Source organism: Nitrospira marina, assembly GCF_059568365.1.
The window spans coordinates 878,196-895,560 of the sequence record NZ_JCANTH010000001.1; the positions used below are offsets into that span (position 1 = coordinate 878,196).

Below are 17,365 nucleotides of genomic sequence, written 5' to 3' on the forward strand. Positions count from 1 at the left end.
GACCATTCGGAAACAAGTTTTTCCTAATCGGTCGAAAAAACGATTTTGAATTTTTTGGTCATCGAGCATTTGAGTCCGTTTCCCCCTGGCATGCCAATTTATTTCAGGAACCAATGCTTCTGTATGGTTTAGTATTTTCATTTTATCGGTTTAGTCCCTCCGGCGTGAAAGAAAAAGGATGAAACCTTAGACGATCGGCTGTGAAGAGAGGCTATGGAATAAGGTGGAGGCATGTAAAGTGAAGGAAGGCCTTATAGTCCTGTAAGAATTCGTGCAGATTTCAATTAATCTTTAGCCTGGGTGTGAATCTTCAAGCCAAGGAAAGATTTGCTCGAGGATCAGGTCTTTCTGGCCGATTCCACCAATGAATTGCTTGAATTCCCCATTCACAAAAAGGGCTAAGGTAGGAAGAGATTGAATCTCCAATTCGCCGGGAATGAGGAAATTCTCCTGAACGTTCATTGCGAGAATGAGAAGGCGTTTCCCACATTCTTTCTGGATGTGCTCCAATTCTTTGGTCAGAGCGCGGCAATGTCCACAGCCTGGTTGCCAAAATTCCACCAAAACCGGCACGGTCGACCTTTCGATAATTCCATCAAATTCCCGGTCTTCAACGTTTGCAATCATCTCTTTCAACTATGCTGATTCTTGAGCCTGACAGAATTGAAATCCTTACATCATGCGTCGCCCCTGCAATAGAGTGACGGTATAATGTTTTGTTGGAAACTGCCCCCGAATCGATACACGAACCTTCCACTACCCGGTGTTTTCAAATAATCAACCCGCAATCCCATTTTGCTTACTTGAACGGGGGCCCTTAACCTGCCGGACGGCTGCCGATACATAAAAGTCAGCTTCTCTGGTAATCATCTGACTGAACGAGTTGGGTTGCTTAAGATTTACCTACGAACCACTTGTTACTCCAACACAATACTGTGTTGTACGAAACTTTTTATTGTGCGATCGGTTGTAACGATAACAACTGTCCAGGGATATTTCGTGTCGCAAATCGCGTTCAGAATAGATTCTCTCCGGGAAGAAAAAATTTCATGAAGACCCCCATCAACAATTACCAGTTTCGGACGGGCGATCAGGGCCCGGGCCAATAAGATTTGAATCGTTTGACTTGGAGAAAAGTTTTTGCCGCCGTATTGAACCATGCCTTGTAATCCGTCAGGAATGTGTTCAATTTCCTCCTGTAAGCCCACCAAATCCAATACCCACAACAAATCTTCTGTGGCCAGATTTTTTCGTCTCAGGGTGACGTTTTCCATCAGGGTGGCCTCAAAGAGGGTCATATGTCGACTCAAGACGAGCCCGCGAGCTCCATTGACCTCGTCGGGGTGAAGATCACGGACATCGATGCCATTGTACCGGATGGATCCTTGCGGTGGATGATCCAATCCGGCCAGCAGTCTAGACACCGTCAGCCGTTGGGATTCCGTGACACAGACAATGGCCCACTTTTCACTCGGGGCAAGGTCCATGTTGAGTTCCAGCGTGGGTGGCCATGGCGGAGGAAGGCCCCGAACATGGGAGAGGGAAAGCGCCAACCCTTGTGGAGAACCGGTGGCCGGCAGTTGGACAAATTGAGTTGTTGGTCTTTGATCCTTGGGGAGAGAAAAAATATGATGAATTTCGGTCAAGGCAGTTAAAAAATAAAAGATGACATACGTCCGTTTAATTACCGATTCCAGATTTAACAGGAGGGTGGCAATAATGACTTCCGCAGCGACGAGTTGACCGAGCGTCAGTTGCCCCTTGCTCATCAACCAGCCTGCTGTGCCCAACAGGCCGGTGTGCAGAATCACCTGAAGGAGCAGGGATCCGATGTATTGTCGAACAAGAATGCGAAAACGCGATTGTCTTGTATTGACATAGGTGTGGGCCAGGGAATCGGCTTTTTGCAGAATAAGGTCGCGGCTCAGGCTGGATTTAAAATGGCTGAGGTTGTCGGCAATCTCCTGAAACCAATGGTAGGTGTCATATTTTGCCTCGGACATGTGTAGGGTAGCCCGGAGTCCTCCGTGCCCCAATATGCCAATGACGCCCACTGCGAGCAAGAGGAGAAGATCAAAGAAAAGAAAATACGGGTGATACAAGGCGAGCAAGGTCATGCCGATGAGTCCTCCGACTGCCACATTGGTAAGATCCACCAATAACGCCGCAACGGCTCGCTGCATAAAGATAATTTCAAAAAACCGGCTGGCGTATTCACTACGAAATTGGGTTTCCTGAATCGACGGAAAGGTTCGCGCAAAGGCCAGAGTGAATCGGACAAAGATACGACGTTCAAGGAGATCCGTGGCGAAAAATTGAAGGGCTTTGAAAACCCCGACAAATAAAAGAATACCGGCCATGATACTGACCAGGGTGACCACCATGATCGGTTGTATGGCGAAGGCGAAGGTATTCACCAGCTCTTGGACCGTGAGAGGAATAATCAGGGAAAAGAGGCCCACGGCCAAAGCATACATGATGATCGTGAGCAGGACCTGGCGTTCCTGTCTGAAAAAGGTAGCCACATGGTGAAGCACTTCCTGATTCATGGACCGTCCAGAATGGGTGGAGCCGTTGCGCATCGCGTGTCTTTGACGTCCTCAGGTCACAGGTTGCGTCCATTCGCCGATAGCCCAAGAATAAAAAGCTTTGGCTTGTTGATATTCGGCCTGTGCCTGAATGTGAATGATTTGGGCCTCGACCACATTTCGTTCCCGAAGATTGACAAACAATAAATTCGTGGCACCCATTTGAAAACGTTTTCGTTCACCCTTCACCAGGGAACGGGCATAGGCGAGGGATTGAGATGCCGCCTCTATGCGCTCTTTGGCCCGGTCCAGGGCAGAGCGGGCGTTGTCGATATCCAGGGCTACCTGCTGCACCCGATACCGTTGCAGCCACACTAATCGTTCAGCCTTGGCCTCTAATTGAAGCTTTTGGCCGGTGGCGTCCTGTTGAAGAAAAGGAAAACTCAATTGCACGCCAAATCGGTACCCCAGCCCCAGCACAAACTCTCCGGGTTTGCGTGTGGGTTCGGCTTCCGCACGAAGATCAGGGAGCAAGTTGTTTTTGGCCACGCCAAGATCAATGTGGTTACGTGCGGCTTCAAGGGACACTTGAAGAATTTCGGGTCGGCGCTGTTGGGCCAGCTCGGTCTCGGGTTCTCCGCTTGCCTCCTGGCTTGACGCATTGTGGGTCGGGAATTCAGGGATCGAATACCGATCGAAGGAGAGAAGGGCATTATTGTTCCAGGTGAACAGGGACAGTTTGAACTGTTCCTGTTCGGCTTCCCGTTTGGACTTAATGAGGTTTTCCAATCGACGTTGGACTTCCTGGTGGGCTTCAGTGACGTCAAATTCCGCGACCGCCCCTGCTGCAGCCTGACGGGTGAGTTGCTGCAAACGTTCCTTGGCCACGTCCAAGGCTTCCTCCTGCAGTACCACAATCTTCCCTGACCCGACCCATTTCCAAAATTGCGTAGCCGCACCCAAATACAGGTCCTGACGTGTTTGTTGAATGTTCAGGGTCGCTTCCTGTTCAGCGAGTTTGGATTTTTCCAATTCGCCCCGTTCGGGGTTGGTTCCCAAGCCTCGAAGGAGAGGCAACACGATGCCGAGGAGAGGTTGATTCGTGCGTTGAACTCCAAGGTCGGCCACCTCCACGTCTCCAATACCGGTGCGCCAGCCTGCAAACCCTTGAACTCCCCAGGGATGGCGGGCCTGGATCAGCGTGTCGTTAAACCCCACACTCTTGGTCTGCCCGTCTTTCACGAGCCGTTCCAATTCCCAATCATTGACCAAGGTCGGTTCAAATGCTCCCATGGCTTTTAATAATTTGCCTTGCGCTTCCAGTTTTTCCGTCCGGCTTCCATGCAAAAGGGGATGTTGGGTTTCCACGAGTGTCAGCACGGTTTCCAGATGTAGCGATCGGGATTGCTGGATTGGCATAGGAGTGGCGTCCGGTCCCGGGGCAGCCCGGAGAAGAGGCGCAAGCAGTTCTAAAATCCCTAAGAGGCCTAACAAAATTACCTGTGGTCTTGCCATGGGTGGTCCTCCCTTGTGAATGCCGAGAGTGAATGGTTTGGGATCTACCAAATAGAAGTTATTTCCCGGGCCTTCCTGCCTTGGGCAGAATGGACTGGGGTAAAGCTATGCCATGTTCCTGGTAGTCAGCCGGGAAAAGGTTCACGCGGCGCCAAATTTCATACCAGAGAGGCACCCGGTTCAACAGGACCCAACCCATTACTTGGGTGCCTTGCCGGACTTGATTTTGCGGCGGCCAAGGTGAGCCTGCCGGGTCTGGAACCACCCAAAACCGGAAGCGACCTTGTGCGTCCGATGTCTGATCCACGACACGAATGCGGCCATCGAACGTGCCCGCCATCAATTCAGGCCAGGATGGTAAGGGAATGGCTGGTATGCCCTGAAACATCAGAAGCACGGTTCGATCCTGTTTGAGCAGTGGGGCATCCAGGGCGTCCGCCCACATCTCCACGGCACGAGTGGCGGTGGTTGGAACGATCGTGACCAACGGATCGCCAGGATGTACAATTTCACCAGGGCCCACTCGGGCCATTCGCACTACCGTCCCATCCATGGGGGCAGTAATACGGCTGGCTGCCCGTCGTTGGACGGCGTTGGACTGCGTCAAGGCCAGGTCGGCCAGTTCCTTCGAGGCGTTGGCGGCCTCGCCCAGCGCCGCAGCCCGTTGTGACCGGGTGTCAAGAATTCGTTGGACCAGCTCTGCTTCAATTTGAGTCCGCCCATGCGAGAGGGCCTGTCGTGATTGGCCCACTTCCTGAAGAGCCGCCTCACTGGCTCTGAGTTCGGCTTGAGCGGCCGCTCCTGCTTGAATGGCCAGCTCGAGATCCCGCCGGGAGAGGAGGCCTTCGGCTTCTAACACCTGCGAGCGCTGTAAGTTCAGTTGAGCCGTCTGGACTGATACTTTTGCGGCCGCCAGGCGTTGTTCGACACTTTGAATCCGCCGGGCGGCTTCCTGCACCCGGGAGTCGGCCGAGCGAGTAGCCGCGTCACTCAGCTTTTTCATTTCCTCGATTTGTTTCTCCAATAGCTGGGACCGGGATAACGCCGCCTCACGTCTCTCCTCCAGTGCCTTCATAGATTCGTCCAGGCGTGACAACAGATCGGGGGCCAGAAATTTGGGATCGACATCGGCAAGTTCAAGCAGAAGATCACCTGTTTTCACCATAATGCCTTCGTTGATTTTCCAGGTCATGATGCGCCCTTCTATGGGAGCATGAACTTCCTGCGGTCGTTCGGCAGGGGAATAGGCCGATAGTTGGCCCTGGGCGGTTATCGTTTGGGTCCATGGAACGAAGACAAGAATGAGAGTGAACAGAAGAAAAAAACCGATGGCGAGACGGGTCGCGGTGTACAATTTCGTCGGGATTTTCACCGCCGCCCATGACTCATACTGTGGCTGACGACCCGTGACTTGTAGCGGAGAAAGGCTTTGGCGAGAAACGAGTTGAGAGCCGGATGGTTTGGTGGGAATAGGAGGGAGGTCCATAAGTTCAGGCATCGAGAGTTTGGGGGTTGGTCGCTTTTTCCAAGATGTCAGCCCATCTCATCATTGAAAGGGGGTCGTATACGATGGTTGCGTGGTGAGACCTGTTCCTCTGTTTCTGAATTTTAAGTCTTCCTGGCTTTTAAGCCAAGTACAATAGATGCGCGTTTATCAATCAGAGTATTACCATTATTCATGAACATAGACAAATTCATGATTTGTCATTGAATCATTTAAAAATTAGATGTATGCTTCCGGCATGGAATGGTTGAATTACCATCATCTGCTGTATTTCTGGGTTATCGCTCGTGAAGGCAGTATCAAACGAGCATGCGAAGAGTTGAACCTCTCTCAACCGGCGCTGAGCGCTCAGCTACGGGCCTTGGAAGATACCTTGGGGGAAAAGCTGTTTCATCGCGTGGGGCGAAGCTTGGTTCTAACCGATGTCGGACAGATGGCCTATCGTTATTCCCAGGAAATTTTTTCCCTGGGACAAGAATTTACCAATCTCATTAAAGGCCGACCAAGCCAGCGTCCGGTGAAATTGGTGGTGGGCATTGCCGAGGTCGTTCCCAAGATGGTGGTGTATAAACTGTTGAAATCCGCCTTTGCCGTATCGGATTCTGTGCAAATTATCTGTTGGGAGGGTCGATTGGAACGGTTATTGGGAGAATTAGCGTTGCATACTCTGGATATTGTTCTCGCGGATACGGCCATTCCTTCTACCGTCAGAATACTGGGACATAGCCATCTACTCGGGGAATCCGGTGTATCGTTGTTTGCTACCACAAAAATCGCAGCCAAGTATCGGAAAAATTTCCCCACATCCCTCGATGGAGCACCCTTCCTGCTGCCTACCGGTAATGCCATGCTTCGTCGGGGAATGGATGAGTGGTTTTCCGCAAAAGGGATCACTCCCAGGGTGGTGGGGGAGTTTGAAGATGGCGCGACCATGAAGGCATTCGGTCAGGCAGGAAAAGGAATTTTCCCCGGCTCAACCGTGGTAGATAAAGAAATCAGCCGCCAATACCTTGTTAAAAAAGTCGGAGACGTGCCTGACGTCCGTGAACAATTCTATGCTCTTTCCGTCGAACGACGTCTGAAACATCCGGGTGTATTGGCTATCGTAGACTCGGCTCAAAAAACCATTTTTCGGGATTCCAAATCATCGTGAAAACCGGGTCTTTGAACTTTCTCCTTTCTGAAAATTTTTAGTGCCCTTGCGACGGTGCTTGAACCCGTCCCGATTTCTGCCGGTGGGCTTTCTCACTCATATCCGCATTGTCGGCTCAGGACCTTTCAGGGTTCTTTCTGTCAGGGTTTTTTAAGGCCAACAGGCGCTGGCCTTCTGCCCGGTGCATGACTGCCATTTCACGGAGGTCCCGAGCCGCTTTCCAGCGTGAGGAGGCTACATGCATGAGGCTGGTCCGTTGAAACCCTTTGGGATCCATATGCGGTTTGAGCATCAGAGATGTGGCCCGCTGTTCTATGCGGACAGCATCCATTTGAAGTTCATCGGCTTGTTGATCATAAATTTGTGCCATTTCCAGGAGATCGTCTCCCGTCCAGGGTTTCGGGTCTTCTGTGTCCGTGGCTGCCATTACATGCCCCACCGGTGACAACAGGGAGGATTGCTGTCCCTCACCAGCTGAAAACATCATGATGCCAATTCCCCCTAACACGCCTACTAACACATACGCAAAAACCTTCATTGTGATCCCTCCTTGTTGGGTTGTTTCTCGTGTAGATATGACAAATTTTAAAAAATAGACGGGAAGAGGTCAAAGTCAGATTCAGTTGTTGGGAACATCTCACTACCGCCGTGGGAGGGAATATTCCCCCCACAGCGGGTTTTCTCCATTCTTCATGCGTTCAAAAGTCTAGGATTCCGCCCCTGGCTGAGAGGGTCTGCTGGATGGAATAGAGCCGCCAATTCCATCCGGCCACTTTTGGGCTAACTTCATGGCTGCCTGGTCCAAAGCTTCATCCATGGCGACGATTCTCAACGTTTCAAGCGCCTTCTCCTCTTGAGGATAAATCGGGCTCGTCATGGCGGATCCTCTGACTCTGGGATACCGACTCGATGCCAGTGGAACATCCAGTTGGTCCAGCATCGCATGGGAGGTGCCTTGCGACTGGAGTAAAAGTTTCCCTGAATTCACGTCCAAGAACCCTAATTCTACTGTGCCGTGGTTTTCCGTTTGATGACCGTTTAACGTCCCAACTTCGGGAAGAACATCGAACTGAGCCGGACCTCTGACCTCATTGCTTGAGGGCAAAACTACTAAAACCATTTCAATCGGGTGATTTCCTCCCATGCCCTGAATCAGCGAAGCCTTGTCCCCGGCTGGAATATCTTCCACGCGAATAACTTCCTGCATAGTGACCGGCATGAGGCTTTGCACTTTTTGTTTTACTCTGGCCGCAAACTGAGTCCAGGAATCCTCGGTGAAGGGCAAGGGCCCTTGGGAAGAATCACTATTGGCGACGATGGCCAGTCCGACTGGTAGCCGGCCCTGAGCGTGAGCTGAAAATTTTTCCTGAATGACTTTAGACGATTGAGGTTCACTTTGATAGTGATTCGGAAGTCGAAGAGGCGGAGAAGTGCTACACCCGCTGATGACATAAAATAGAGTCATCAGCACTGTGAAGTAGAGAAGAAAAATCAATCCTGCCATTATTTTTTGAAAACGGTACTTCGCCTTATTAATTGGGAAAGCCAATGTGTCGCTTGGGGGCATGGGGTGACTATTTATCATGGGGAGTCTCCTCTCACCATAAGTGCGGTTTAACAATGTGAATGATCTATAAGTGGTGAATCCTTAAATGGCTTGCGTATCACCGGTGGACTGCATTAACAGGGAAGGGCGGGATTGGTACATTCCCCCTTTCATCTGCCTTGATCATGAGGCCAGGGTCCAATCTGTGTCTATGTGATCATGGCCATCATTTCGGGCCAATGTCCAATCGGGTTCTTTTTCATTTGTGTCCTGGGAGTCATTGTTTGCGAGAGTCCAGTCTATTTTTACCTCCAGGACTCCATCGTTGCCAGCTAATCTCCAATCTAGATCCTCTTCCGTGCCTATTCTTCCAATGGCCAGGGTCCATGCGGTCTCATCGTCCATAGAAGCGAAAGAAATGAAGCGTTCCTCGAGACCTCTACTGCCTGAAAAAAGCAATACAAACATTCCCGCCACCGTCAATGCGAGTATCCAACGATAGCGATTGATTTTGTTAGATTTGCTGATCATTGCATGGCCTCCTTTGTGCCTGGACGGGGTTATGGCACCCGGTTGTCTATTATTGTTTTTCATTTCTGTATTTAATCGTAGATTATTTAAGATAAACAAATACATAAATATTTGCGTAATCATAATAATTCTGGATGTCAGAAAGTTTACGTTTTCTTTTTGATGAGGGAATCATGTCTTGGGGGGTAGGAAGGCCAGATTCATGCGCCGGTTTTATTGAAATCTAAGGCCTTTAAATCTGATGGTTCAAAACCTGGAGGGCTTTGTATGTTGATGGCCAGGGGGCCATGCAAAGCCAGGCATATTAAATTATCTTCTTGGCTACTAATGAGAAATACACTCGGAAAGAAAAATAGAGGGAGGCAGTTGGTCTCCGTAATTAGGAACGCTTTTTGGGGAATTTTGGAGTTGCCTCAGGATGGAACAGATGTCCGGGAGTCAAGAATGTGTTTTTTTCAAAAACGCGGTGCACAATCGTAAAAATATTCCGGTCTTTCCGACTCTTTTCCTGTCCTCGTTTCTGCAAATTTCGAAGAGGCAGCATGAGGCGGGGATTTCCTTGCAATTGCTTTTTATGGCGGTCAAGAAAGGCCCAATACAAATTGGTAATGGGGCAATTCGTTTTGGGGTTGAAGGCGCATCCGGTGCAGAAATCACTCATGCGATGGATGTAGGCCGCTCCCGAAATATACGGTTTGGTGGTCATGATCGGGCCTGTTCCGAAGGTTCCCATAGCCAGGACATTCGGTTCGACGACCCAATCAAAGGCATCAATATAGGCCACCCAGAACCAATCGGTCAGTTCACGAGGAGACACATCGAGCAGGGTGGCAATATTCGCAAGGATCATGAGCCTGGTAATGTGGTGGGAATAGCCATGTTCCCAGACCTGACCGATAACGTGATCAAGACAATGTAGGCCGCTCGCTGTTCCCCAAAAGGCAGAGGGCAAAGGGTTCATGGCTCCCAAGAATGACGGAGTCGCTCCTCCATCCAGATCGGGGACATTCCTGGAAGATTTCCATTTTTGTGTGCCCCATTTTTTATAACCGGCATCACCGGGTACGTCGGCTTTGGGGGAGTGATTCCGGAAACCATCGGTTGCTTGATGGACATGCCGGACAAATTCACGCCAGCCTAGAACCTGCCGGATAAAACCTTCCTTGGAAGCCAACGGGAGCTTCAAGGCTTCGACGTCTTTGATAACCCTCACCGGCAGCAAACGGTGAATGTTGAGGAGAGCCGCCATGCGGGTATGAAAGAGCGTTTGTTCTTTTTCAGCCATGGCATCTTCATAGGGTCCGAAATGTGGGAGACAAAGTGTTTTGGCCCAGTGCCATTGCCGGAGGGCATCTTTTTTCGTCCCCGGAAGAAATTCCGGATGAACCGTGCCCGGGTGGTCGGCAAATCGGGATTCAACGAGTTTGACCACCTCCGTCTTGATAGGATCGGGTGGAAAGCGGAGTTCCTTCGGGGGGGGCGGGCTTCCTTTCCAGGGCTTACGATTTTCGGTATCGAAACTATATTTTCCGCCTAAAGGGTTTGTTCCTTTCATCAGGATGCCGGTTTGTTTTCGAACGTAACGATAAAATTTGTCCATTCGCCATGGCGGCTTCTCCCCCGCGCCCTCCACGAAATTTTTTTGATAGGTTAACCATCCCTCATGAGGAATAAAGGCGACCAAACCCCTTTTGACGAGCGGATCAAGATCCTGTCTGACTTCCAGTTCGGCAGGTTCCATGACCCGCAAAGTGCCTAATTTCTGAATGAGGGGTTTTAGCGTTTCTCGCAAGGGTTCAGAGGTCATTTGGTAGCGAAAGGCCACACCCCGCTTCGCCTGTTCGAGTGCGAAGTGACGCAGATTGAGAAGATGAAAGGCGATTTTTTGCTTGTGGTAGGGCCTTCTTTTCAGTTTCCAATGAGACTCGATGAACACCACACCAAGACCATGAGGGTCTTCCCGGCTCAAGGGGCCTATGTCATCGGAGAGTTGGTCCTCTAAAACGAGAATCCAGCTCCGCGGTCCTTCTCTGCTTGCATAGCCGTTCAGGGTTCTAAAAAATTCATCCATTCTTCGTCATACCATCCCGGGTTCAGGACTGAAACAGGGCTCACGCGATCTCTGCATGAGCCAACCACATGAATGCCATTGCAATCCGCTCGAGGAACCCGGTCAGGCGCGGCCGGTCAGGCGTAACCGGTTTTTGGCAAACCAGTCATACGCGCGAACCAGAAGTTTGTTGATCGTGGGCCGCCGGGCCAATCTTGCGAGAGTGCGCAATCCAATGGCTTCCCACATTTCCCTGAACACCTCGACCCCGGTAATGAGCGTTCCATCCGCCCACCGGGCATGAATGACTTGGCCCAAATCACATGAACTTAATCCGTGTTCTGCCGGAAGATAGGATGAAGCCGCAAAATCAATGAATTCGAGATGATTCTTCCGGTTGAATATTTTCATGAGATCGATCTCACGACGACAAATTGGACAATCGCCATCAAAATACACGGTCAATGGATAGGGTTTGGTTCCCCTGGGATGGGGCGTGACATCCCGGGGCACATCGGGGGATGTTTGGCAATATCCCGTACAGGATTTTTTATTCATGGTGCCCCTTATGCCGGAACAAAGTGCTCCCTTTAAAAATACGAAACAGATAAAACAGCGAAGGGAACAGGAATAGTATGCCAACCAATAGGGCACCTGCGATGAATTGAAGGGTGACCCCGGGAGCTGAGGTATTGAAGACCGTCAGATTGGGGGGGATCAAATACGGGAATTGTGCCATGCCCCATGTCCAAATGGTTAGGGTGACTTGCAGGATGGCGCAGGTCCGGGCCCACCAGTAGCGCTGTGTCAGGAGTAGAAGGATAGCTGCAATCGTCAAACTGCCGACGCCGAGTTGAATGAACACTCCCCACAGGCTGGTCGTCAGCTCACCCCAGAGTCGCGGCGCCCCAGACCTTCCCAGGTACAACACGGCCTCTTCCAGTAAGCCAGCCAGGAGGGCTGCAGTAATCGCCCGTTTCCGGAAGATCTTCTGCAATGTGGCATCGCGGGTTTCCACAAGAAGATAGGTGGCGGCCAGATAAGAAAACAGCAGGAGAGTCAATAATCCCATGCCTAACGGAAAAGGTTGCAGCCAGGGAGCAATGTACCCTTCGAAAAAGGTTGCAGGGTTAACGGGAAAGTGGCCTGAGGTAATGGCGCCAATGATAATGCCCAGGAGGAGAGGGCTGATGAGACTGGAAATGGCAAACAGTTGATCCCACCTGAGGTGAATGTCATCATCTTTAATGTCATAGTGACGAAAGGCAAACGCTGACCCGCGAAGGACGATGCCGATGACCAGGATGGTCAGAGGAATGTGAAGCGTGGTGGAAATATGCACATAGGCCCGCGGAAAAGCGGTGAAGACGATCGTCACGATCAGAATCAACCAGACATGATTGGCCTCCCAGATCGGTCCGATAGCTTCCCCGATCAGCTGGTGTTGCGCCCGCCTTGTGGGACCTCTGGCCAGGAGATGCCAGACCCCGGCTCCAAAGTCTGCCCCGCCCAGCAGGGCGTAAAACGTCAGGGCGATCAGTAAGACGTTGGCAAGAACGATTTCCAGTTCCATCAGACCGGTTGCGCCTCCTCCCGCGGGGGTGTCATCTCAAACTGATCGGGAGTGGCTGAGACATGGCGCCACATCAACCAGATCACGATACAGGCCAGGAATACATACAGGGCGCCAAAAATCATCAGGGGAATGATCAATCCCGGCATGGGTGTGACGGCGTCTGCGGTTTTCAGATATCCCACAATGACCCAGGGTTGCCGGCCCACTTCCGTCGCCACCCAACCGGCTTCGATTGCCAAAAAGCCTAATGGTGTTGCCAACACCATCGCTTGGAGGAATCGCCGGCTTTGAAAGAGCGTGTTCTTCCTGTACAGAAGCCAGAGGCCCCAGAAAGCCAGGCCCATCATCAAAAACCCTATGAACACCATGAGTTGAAATGCCGTCCTGGTTATTCCGATGGGCGGCCAGTTTTCCTTGGGGAAATCCTTGAGACCAATCACCTGGCCATTAGGATCGGACGTGACCAGCAGGCTCAAGGCATAGGGGATTTCCAGCACATAGTCGAACATTTCTCTTTCTGAATCCCAAACCCCGCCTATGCGAAACGGGGCGCCCTGTTGCGTCTCGACCTGGGCTTCAAAGGCCGCTAATTTTATGGGTTGGAATTCTGCCACCCGTTTGGCGAGGAAATCTCCGCTGAGCGGTTGAAGAATGGCGCTGATTCCACCGATGACCAATGCGATTTTCAAAGCCGATTGATGAAACGCATTACCGGGGTGGCGGAGAAGCAGAAACGCATGAATGCCCGCCACGGCAAAACCGGTAGCCGCAAAGGCGGCAAGGATCATGTGGGGAGCCTGTAATAATCCCGAGGGATTGAAGAGGGCCGCCACGGGATCGATGTTAGCCAAAATTTCGCCATGCATCATAAACCCTCTGGGGGTATTCATCCACCCATTTGCCATGACGACAACGACGCCGGACGTAATCCCACTCAGCGCCACAACGCCTCCCGCTGCAAGGTGTGCGAACGGGCTCACCTTTTGCCATCCATAGAGATAGATCCCGAGAAATATGGCTTCCGTAAAAAATGCAAACCCTTCTATGGCAAAGGCCGGTCCGATAATGGGACCGGCCCATTCCATAAACCGGGGCCAGAGTAGGCCCAATTGGAACGACAACACGGTGCCCGTGACGGCTCCAATGGCAAAAAAAATGGCCGTGCCTTTGGCCCAACGTTTGGCAATGATCAGGTACACGGCTTTACCTGTTTTCAGCCAACGCCATTCGGCCACCACCATTAAAAGAGGCATGGCCATGCCCACAACCGCAAAAATGATATGAAACCCCAGCGACATAGCCATTAGGGACCTGGCGGCGATTAAATCACTCATATGAGGATCGTTTTCTCCTGGGAGTTGAATGCCCGATTGACTTGATATTGTGGACCCCTGGCTTGGACCTGAATATTCTCATCAAGGGTTCCTTCTGCCAGGCAAACCAATATGTGTCCCGTCAGGGACTGAGTGGAAGATCCTCATACGATGTCCGTCCACAGTGTCATCCCTTAGGCCTGTGACTCATTCAGGCACCTGCAAAGCAAGGAATCGGAGCTCGCCTGTTGCCGGGTTTGGTCAGCAGCATCTGAACGTCACTGATGACGCGCTCCGTAAATCCTCCCTCGCAATAACAAAAATAGAATTCCCACATACGAAAAAATTCTTCGGAGTAGCCCAGCCTGAGGATCTGTTGCCGGTTTCGATAGAGATTCTCGCGCCAGGCATGTAGCGTCGTGACATAATGAGGTCCAATATCTTCAAGATGAAAAAGTCGCAGATCACTGGCTCGTGCGATAGACCCGCTCATGGCGGTGATGGAGGGAATACAGCTTCCCGGAAAAATGTACCGTTGGATGAAATCCACCGATCGTTTGGCGGCTTCGTATCGCTGATCGGCGATTGTGATGGCCTGCAACAACATCATCCCTTCAGATTTCAGAAGCCGACTGCATGCTCCAAAATAGGAATCGAAATACTGGTATCCTACCGCCTCGATCATTTCTAAGGAAGCCAGTTTGTCGTATTCCCCGGTGAGGTCCCGATAATCCATGCACAGCACCGTGATGCGGTCATCCAGGCCGGCTGCAGCCACCCGCTCACAGGCAAGATCGTATTGCTGTTGTGATATAGTCGTGGTGGTCACCTGACAGCCATAGCGGGTGGCTGCATGCAGGGCAAACCCGCCCCACCCGGTTCCGATCTCGAGGAGGTGGTCTGTGGATTTCAGCTCCAGCTTGCGACAAATGTGGTCCAACCGTGCTACCTGGCCCTCATGAAGCGTCATGGTTGAATCGGTGAATATGGCGCTGGAGTACATCAGGCTTTCATCCAGAAATAGGGCAAAGAAGTCATTGCCGACATCATAGTGGGCTGAAATGTTCCGTCGGCTCCCTTTAGCGGTGTTCCGGTTCAGTCGATGGAGGAATTTCTGGATAGGCATGGTTAACCAGGCCCACCGGCCATCCATGCCGTCCAGAAGTTCTCGATTGCATAAGAAAATGCGTATCAGGGCCGGGAGATCATCAACCTGCCAATATCCTGCCATGAAGGCCTCTCCGGCCCCGATGGATCCACCAAACGCCGTATCAGTATAGAATCGGGGATTGGTGACTGTGACCGTGACTTTCAGATGGCATTGCGGCGTGACCCGGCCGAACCGGAGATCAGTGTTCCCATCATTTAGGATAATTTCCCCGTTGGTTATCCGGCTGAGTCGGCTGAGTAGGGCGCGCCTGGCGAAAGCCTCCAGAAATCTGGGCTTGGGAGTGGTGCCCGCCGATATGGTGGACGGGATTGATAGGGGTTTCGAAGTCATAGGCTGTCCGCCGACCTGGCTTTTCCTTCTGGGACTTGCGCAATTTTTGAGGGGTGAGTAAACATTGGTACGCGTTTAAGAAAGAGTTTCAGTGCCTGCCAATAAATAGCGCCGAAGACCTTGATGGGCATGAGCGGATAGCCGGCCAAGTCGCGGGCGCAGCTCATCCCGTTGATCGGTTCGCGTTCCAGTATTAGTGTCGCGTCAAAAATACTCCGACTGTCTTGGAAATTTTTCATATGCACCCCAAGACGTGGACCGGGGATTCCGAATGTCCAATTGTATAGAATATCCATGGGCATAAAGGGCGACACATGAAACGCCTTCCCAAAACGGAAGCGTAAATGTTCGGTCTGTGAAAGACTGGAACGTCTTGGAAGGACATAAGCATGGCGTTCGTTCCATGGGGTGTTGGTGATCTCCGCTACAATCGTCTCCAGATATTGATCCCGGGCATCGAAGCAGTAATAAAAGCTGACAGGGTTGAACGAAAACCCGAAATGTCGCAGATGCGTGAGCACCCGGATAGGCCCCTCCTGGGTGTGTCCTGTTTCCCGCCGGATGTGATCCCGGACAGCCCTCTTCAGAGGGATTTCCGGATCTCCCAGATAATCTTTTCGTCGAAACCTGACCGGTGCAGGGCCCTTCGTTGACCAGAGCCAACGGTCTTCGAAGACGTGGTCGAGCTCTTCGAGATCAAGATACGCATAGAACACTGGATAATTAAACGAATGGGCTTTCGGTTCAAACCGCCGATGCCGTATTCGTCCGTGGTAAAGGCAACTCTGCATGATGCGTGGTCCTTTTGAAATGTTCCAACGCGTTCAGGGCACTCGCGACTCCGTCCTCGTGGAATCCGTATCTCCAGTAGGCTCCGCAAAAATAGGTCCGGTTCGGGCCGTTGATCTCCGCCTGCCGCTGTTGCGCACGGACACTGGGAATGGAAAAAATCGGGTGAGCATAGTTCATGCGCTTCAGAATTTTGGCGGGGGAGATGTCCCGGCTGTTATTCAGGGTGACGCAAAATTGAACGGGGGCGCGAAGGCCCTGCAAAATATTCAGATTGTAGGTCACTGCAACCCGATTTTGTGTGTGAACCGGAATATGGTAGTTCCAGGCAGCCCAGGCTCGTCGACGTGTGGGAAGCATTCCCGCATCGGTGTGCAGGATCGCCTCATTGTTTTGTGTGGTCATCGGACCTAATACCTGCTCCTCCGGATCCGTGGCATCGCTCAACAATCGAAGGGCCTGATCTCCATGCGTGGCAATGAACACGGCGTCGAATCGCTCGGGGGAGCCATGCAACCCTGTCACGGTCACATAGTCCCGGTTTCGTTTGATGCTCTCTACCGGGGCATTGGTTCGGATCCGATCGCGAAAGGAAGCGGTCAGTTTGTTGACGTAAGCCTGGGAGCCTCCGCGAATGACATACCACGTCGGACGATCCTTGACGCTTAACATTCCGTGGTTATGAAAAAACCGGATAAAGAACTGCGCGGGCATGGCCCACATCTGTACAGGGTCTGCCGACCAGATGGCCGCTCCCATGGGGATCAAATACCAATCAAGAAATTCTCTCCCGTAACCGGCCTGTTTCAGATAGTGTCCTAATGTCGTGTTCATATCCGGATTTGCGAGGCACTGGGGAGCCTCACGATTGAAACGAAGAATGTCCCTGATCATTCTGTAGAAAGATGGCCGGAGCAAATTCCGCCGTTGAGCAAACAGGGTACTCAAGCTCGTGCCGTTGTATTCCAGTCCTGAACGATCACATTTGACGCTGAAGCCCATCGAGGAGGCTTGAGCTGGAACATCCAGTTCCTTGAGCAGCCGGGTGAAGCAGGGATAGGTTTGGTGATTAAAGACCATGAACCCGCTATCTAGGTGGTACCGTTGGTTTTTCCACTCGATTTCATGAGTGTGGGAATGTCCTCCCACATAATCATTGGCTTCAAAGACCGTGATTCGGTGGTCACGCTGGAGATAATAGGCCGCCACATTTCCCGCGATACCCGTTCCGATGATGGCGATGTTCATCGCGGGCCCCTCCGGATTTTCCTGTCCGACACAGTAATGGCCCTCCCGTAGCGGGTTGCTCCCGACGGACCTGGATAAACCTTAGGCCGCGGACAGGGTCGTTGAAACAGC

General features: G+C 51.7%; 15 protein-coding genes. 1 reads left to right on the top strand and 14 read right to left on the bottom strand.

Annotation, left to right across the window (positions count from 1 at the left end; all coding sequences use genetic code 11):
- Nucleotides 1-291: 291 nt before the first annotated feature.
- The 4 genes from LX98_RS03680 to LX98_RS03695 all read right to left on the bottom strand — a co-directional run bounded on the left by LX98_RS03680 (nucleotide 292) and on the right by LX98_RS03695 (nucleotide 5,541).
- Complete coding sequence (locus tag LX98_RS03680; protein WP_496427604.1) at nucleotides 292-627, bottom strand: thioredoxin domain-containing protein; 336 nt, start codon at nucleotides 625-627, stop codon at nucleotides 292-294.
- Nucleotides 628-917: 290 nt separating this feature from the next.
- The gene (locus LX98_RS03685; RefSeq protein WP_496427605.1) at nucleotides 918-2,549 is read right to left on the bottom strand and encodes an ATP-binding cassette domain-containing protein; all 1,632 of its coding nucleotides are present in this window, start codon (nucleotides 2,547-2,549) and stop codon (nucleotides 918-920) included.
- A gap of 51 nt (nucleotides 2,550-2,600) precedes the next feature.
- Nucleotides 2,601-4,043: a TolC family protein gene (locus tag LX98_RS03690; RefSeq protein WP_496427606.1), complete on the bottom strand. Its 1,443-nt coding sequence runs from the start codon at nucleotides 4,041-4,043 to the stop codon at nucleotides 2,601-2,603.
- Between the two features lie 58 nt (nucleotides 4,044-4,101).
- Nucleotides 4,102-5,541, bottom strand: coding sequence for an HlyD family secretion protein (locus tag LX98_RS03695; RefSeq protein WP_496427607.1), 1,440 nt, complete (start codon nucleotides 5,539-5,541; stop codon nucleotides 4,102-4,104).
- Nucleotides 5,542-5,785: 244 nt separating this feature from the next.
- On the opposite strand from LX98_RS03695, the gene nhaR reads away from it, so the two are divergent.
- Nucleotides 5,786-6,700 (top strand): transcriptional activator NhaR, encoded by a 915-nt coding sequence (nhaR, locus tag LX98_RS03700; RefSeq protein WP_496427608.1) that lies wholly within the window; start codon nucleotides 5,786-5,788, stop codon nucleotides 6,698-6,700.
- 115 nt (nucleotides 6,701-6,815) lie between these two features.
- Here nhaR and LX98_RS03705 read toward each other — a convergent pair whose 3' ends face one another.
- From LX98_RS03705 to LX98_RS03750, 10 genes are all read right to left on the bottom strand, one after another.
- On the bottom strand, nucleotides 6,816-7,238 hold the full coding sequence (locus tag LX98_RS03705) for a hypothetical protein (protein ID WP_312643448.1): 423 nt from the start codon (nucleotides 7,236-7,238) through the stop codon (nucleotides 6,816-6,818).
- A gap of 168 nt (nucleotides 7,239-7,406) precedes the next feature.
- Complete coding sequence (locus tag LX98_RS03710) at nucleotides 7,407-8,285, bottom strand: hypothetical protein (protein WP_496427609.1); 879 nt, start codon at nucleotides 8,283-8,285, stop codon at nucleotides 7,407-7,409.
- A 144-nt stretch (nucleotides 8,286-8,429) separates the two neighbouring features.
- Nucleotides 8,430-8,900 carry a hypothetical protein gene (locus LX98_RS03715; RefSeq protein WP_496427610.1) on the bottom strand — a complete coding sequence of 157 codons (471 nt, stop codon included), beginning with the start codon at nucleotides 8,898-8,900 and terminating at the stop codon, nucleotides 8,430-8,432.
- Between the two features lie 256 nt (nucleotides 8,901-9,156).
- Entirely contained in the window at nucleotides 9,157-10,848 is a 1,692-nt protein-coding gene (locus LX98_RS03720) for a cryptochrome/photolyase family protein (protein ID WP_496427611.1), read from the bottom strand.
- Between the two features lie 102 nt (nucleotides 10,849-10,950).
- A complete protein-coding gene (locus LX98_RS03725) occupies nucleotides 10,951-11,385 on the bottom strand; it encodes a DCC1-like thiol-disulfide oxidoreductase family protein (RefSeq protein WP_496427612.1) in 435 nt (144 codons plus the stop codon).
- Nucleotides 11,378-12,400, bottom strand: coding sequence for a cytochrome d ubiquinol oxidase subunit II (locus LX98_RS03730; protein WP_496427613.1), 1,023 nt, complete (start codon nucleotides 12,398-12,400; stop codon nucleotides 11,378-11,380). The genes LX98_RS03725 and LX98_RS03730 overlap by 8 nt, the downstream gene beginning before the upstream one ends.
- Entirely contained in the window at nucleotides 12,400-13,737 is a 1,338-nt protein-coding gene (locus LX98_RS03735; RefSeq protein WP_496427614.1) for a cytochrome ubiquinol oxidase subunit I, read from the bottom strand. The genes LX98_RS03730 and LX98_RS03735 overlap by 1 nt, the downstream gene beginning before the upstream one ends.
- Before the next feature lie 190 nt (nucleotides 13,738-13,927).
- A complete protein-coding gene (locus tag LX98_RS03740; protein ID WP_496427615.1) occupies nucleotides 13,928-15,217 on the bottom strand; it encodes a class I SAM-dependent methyltransferase in 1,290 nt (429 codons plus the stop codon).
- Nucleotides 15,214-16,011, bottom strand: coding sequence for a DUF1365 family protein (locus LX98_RS03745; protein WP_496430560.1), 798 nt, complete (start codon nucleotides 16,009-16,011; stop codon nucleotides 15,214-15,216). The genes LX98_RS03740 and LX98_RS03745 overlap by 4 nt, the downstream gene beginning before the upstream one ends.
- A complete protein-coding gene (locus LX98_RS03750; RefSeq protein WP_496427616.1) occupies nucleotides 15,962-17,254 on the bottom strand; it encodes an FAD-dependent oxidoreductase in 1,293 nt (430 codons plus the stop codon). Before LX98_RS03750 ends, LX98_RS03745 begins: the two co-directional genes overlap by 50 nt.
- Nucleotides 17,255-17,365: the final 111 nt, after the last annotated feature.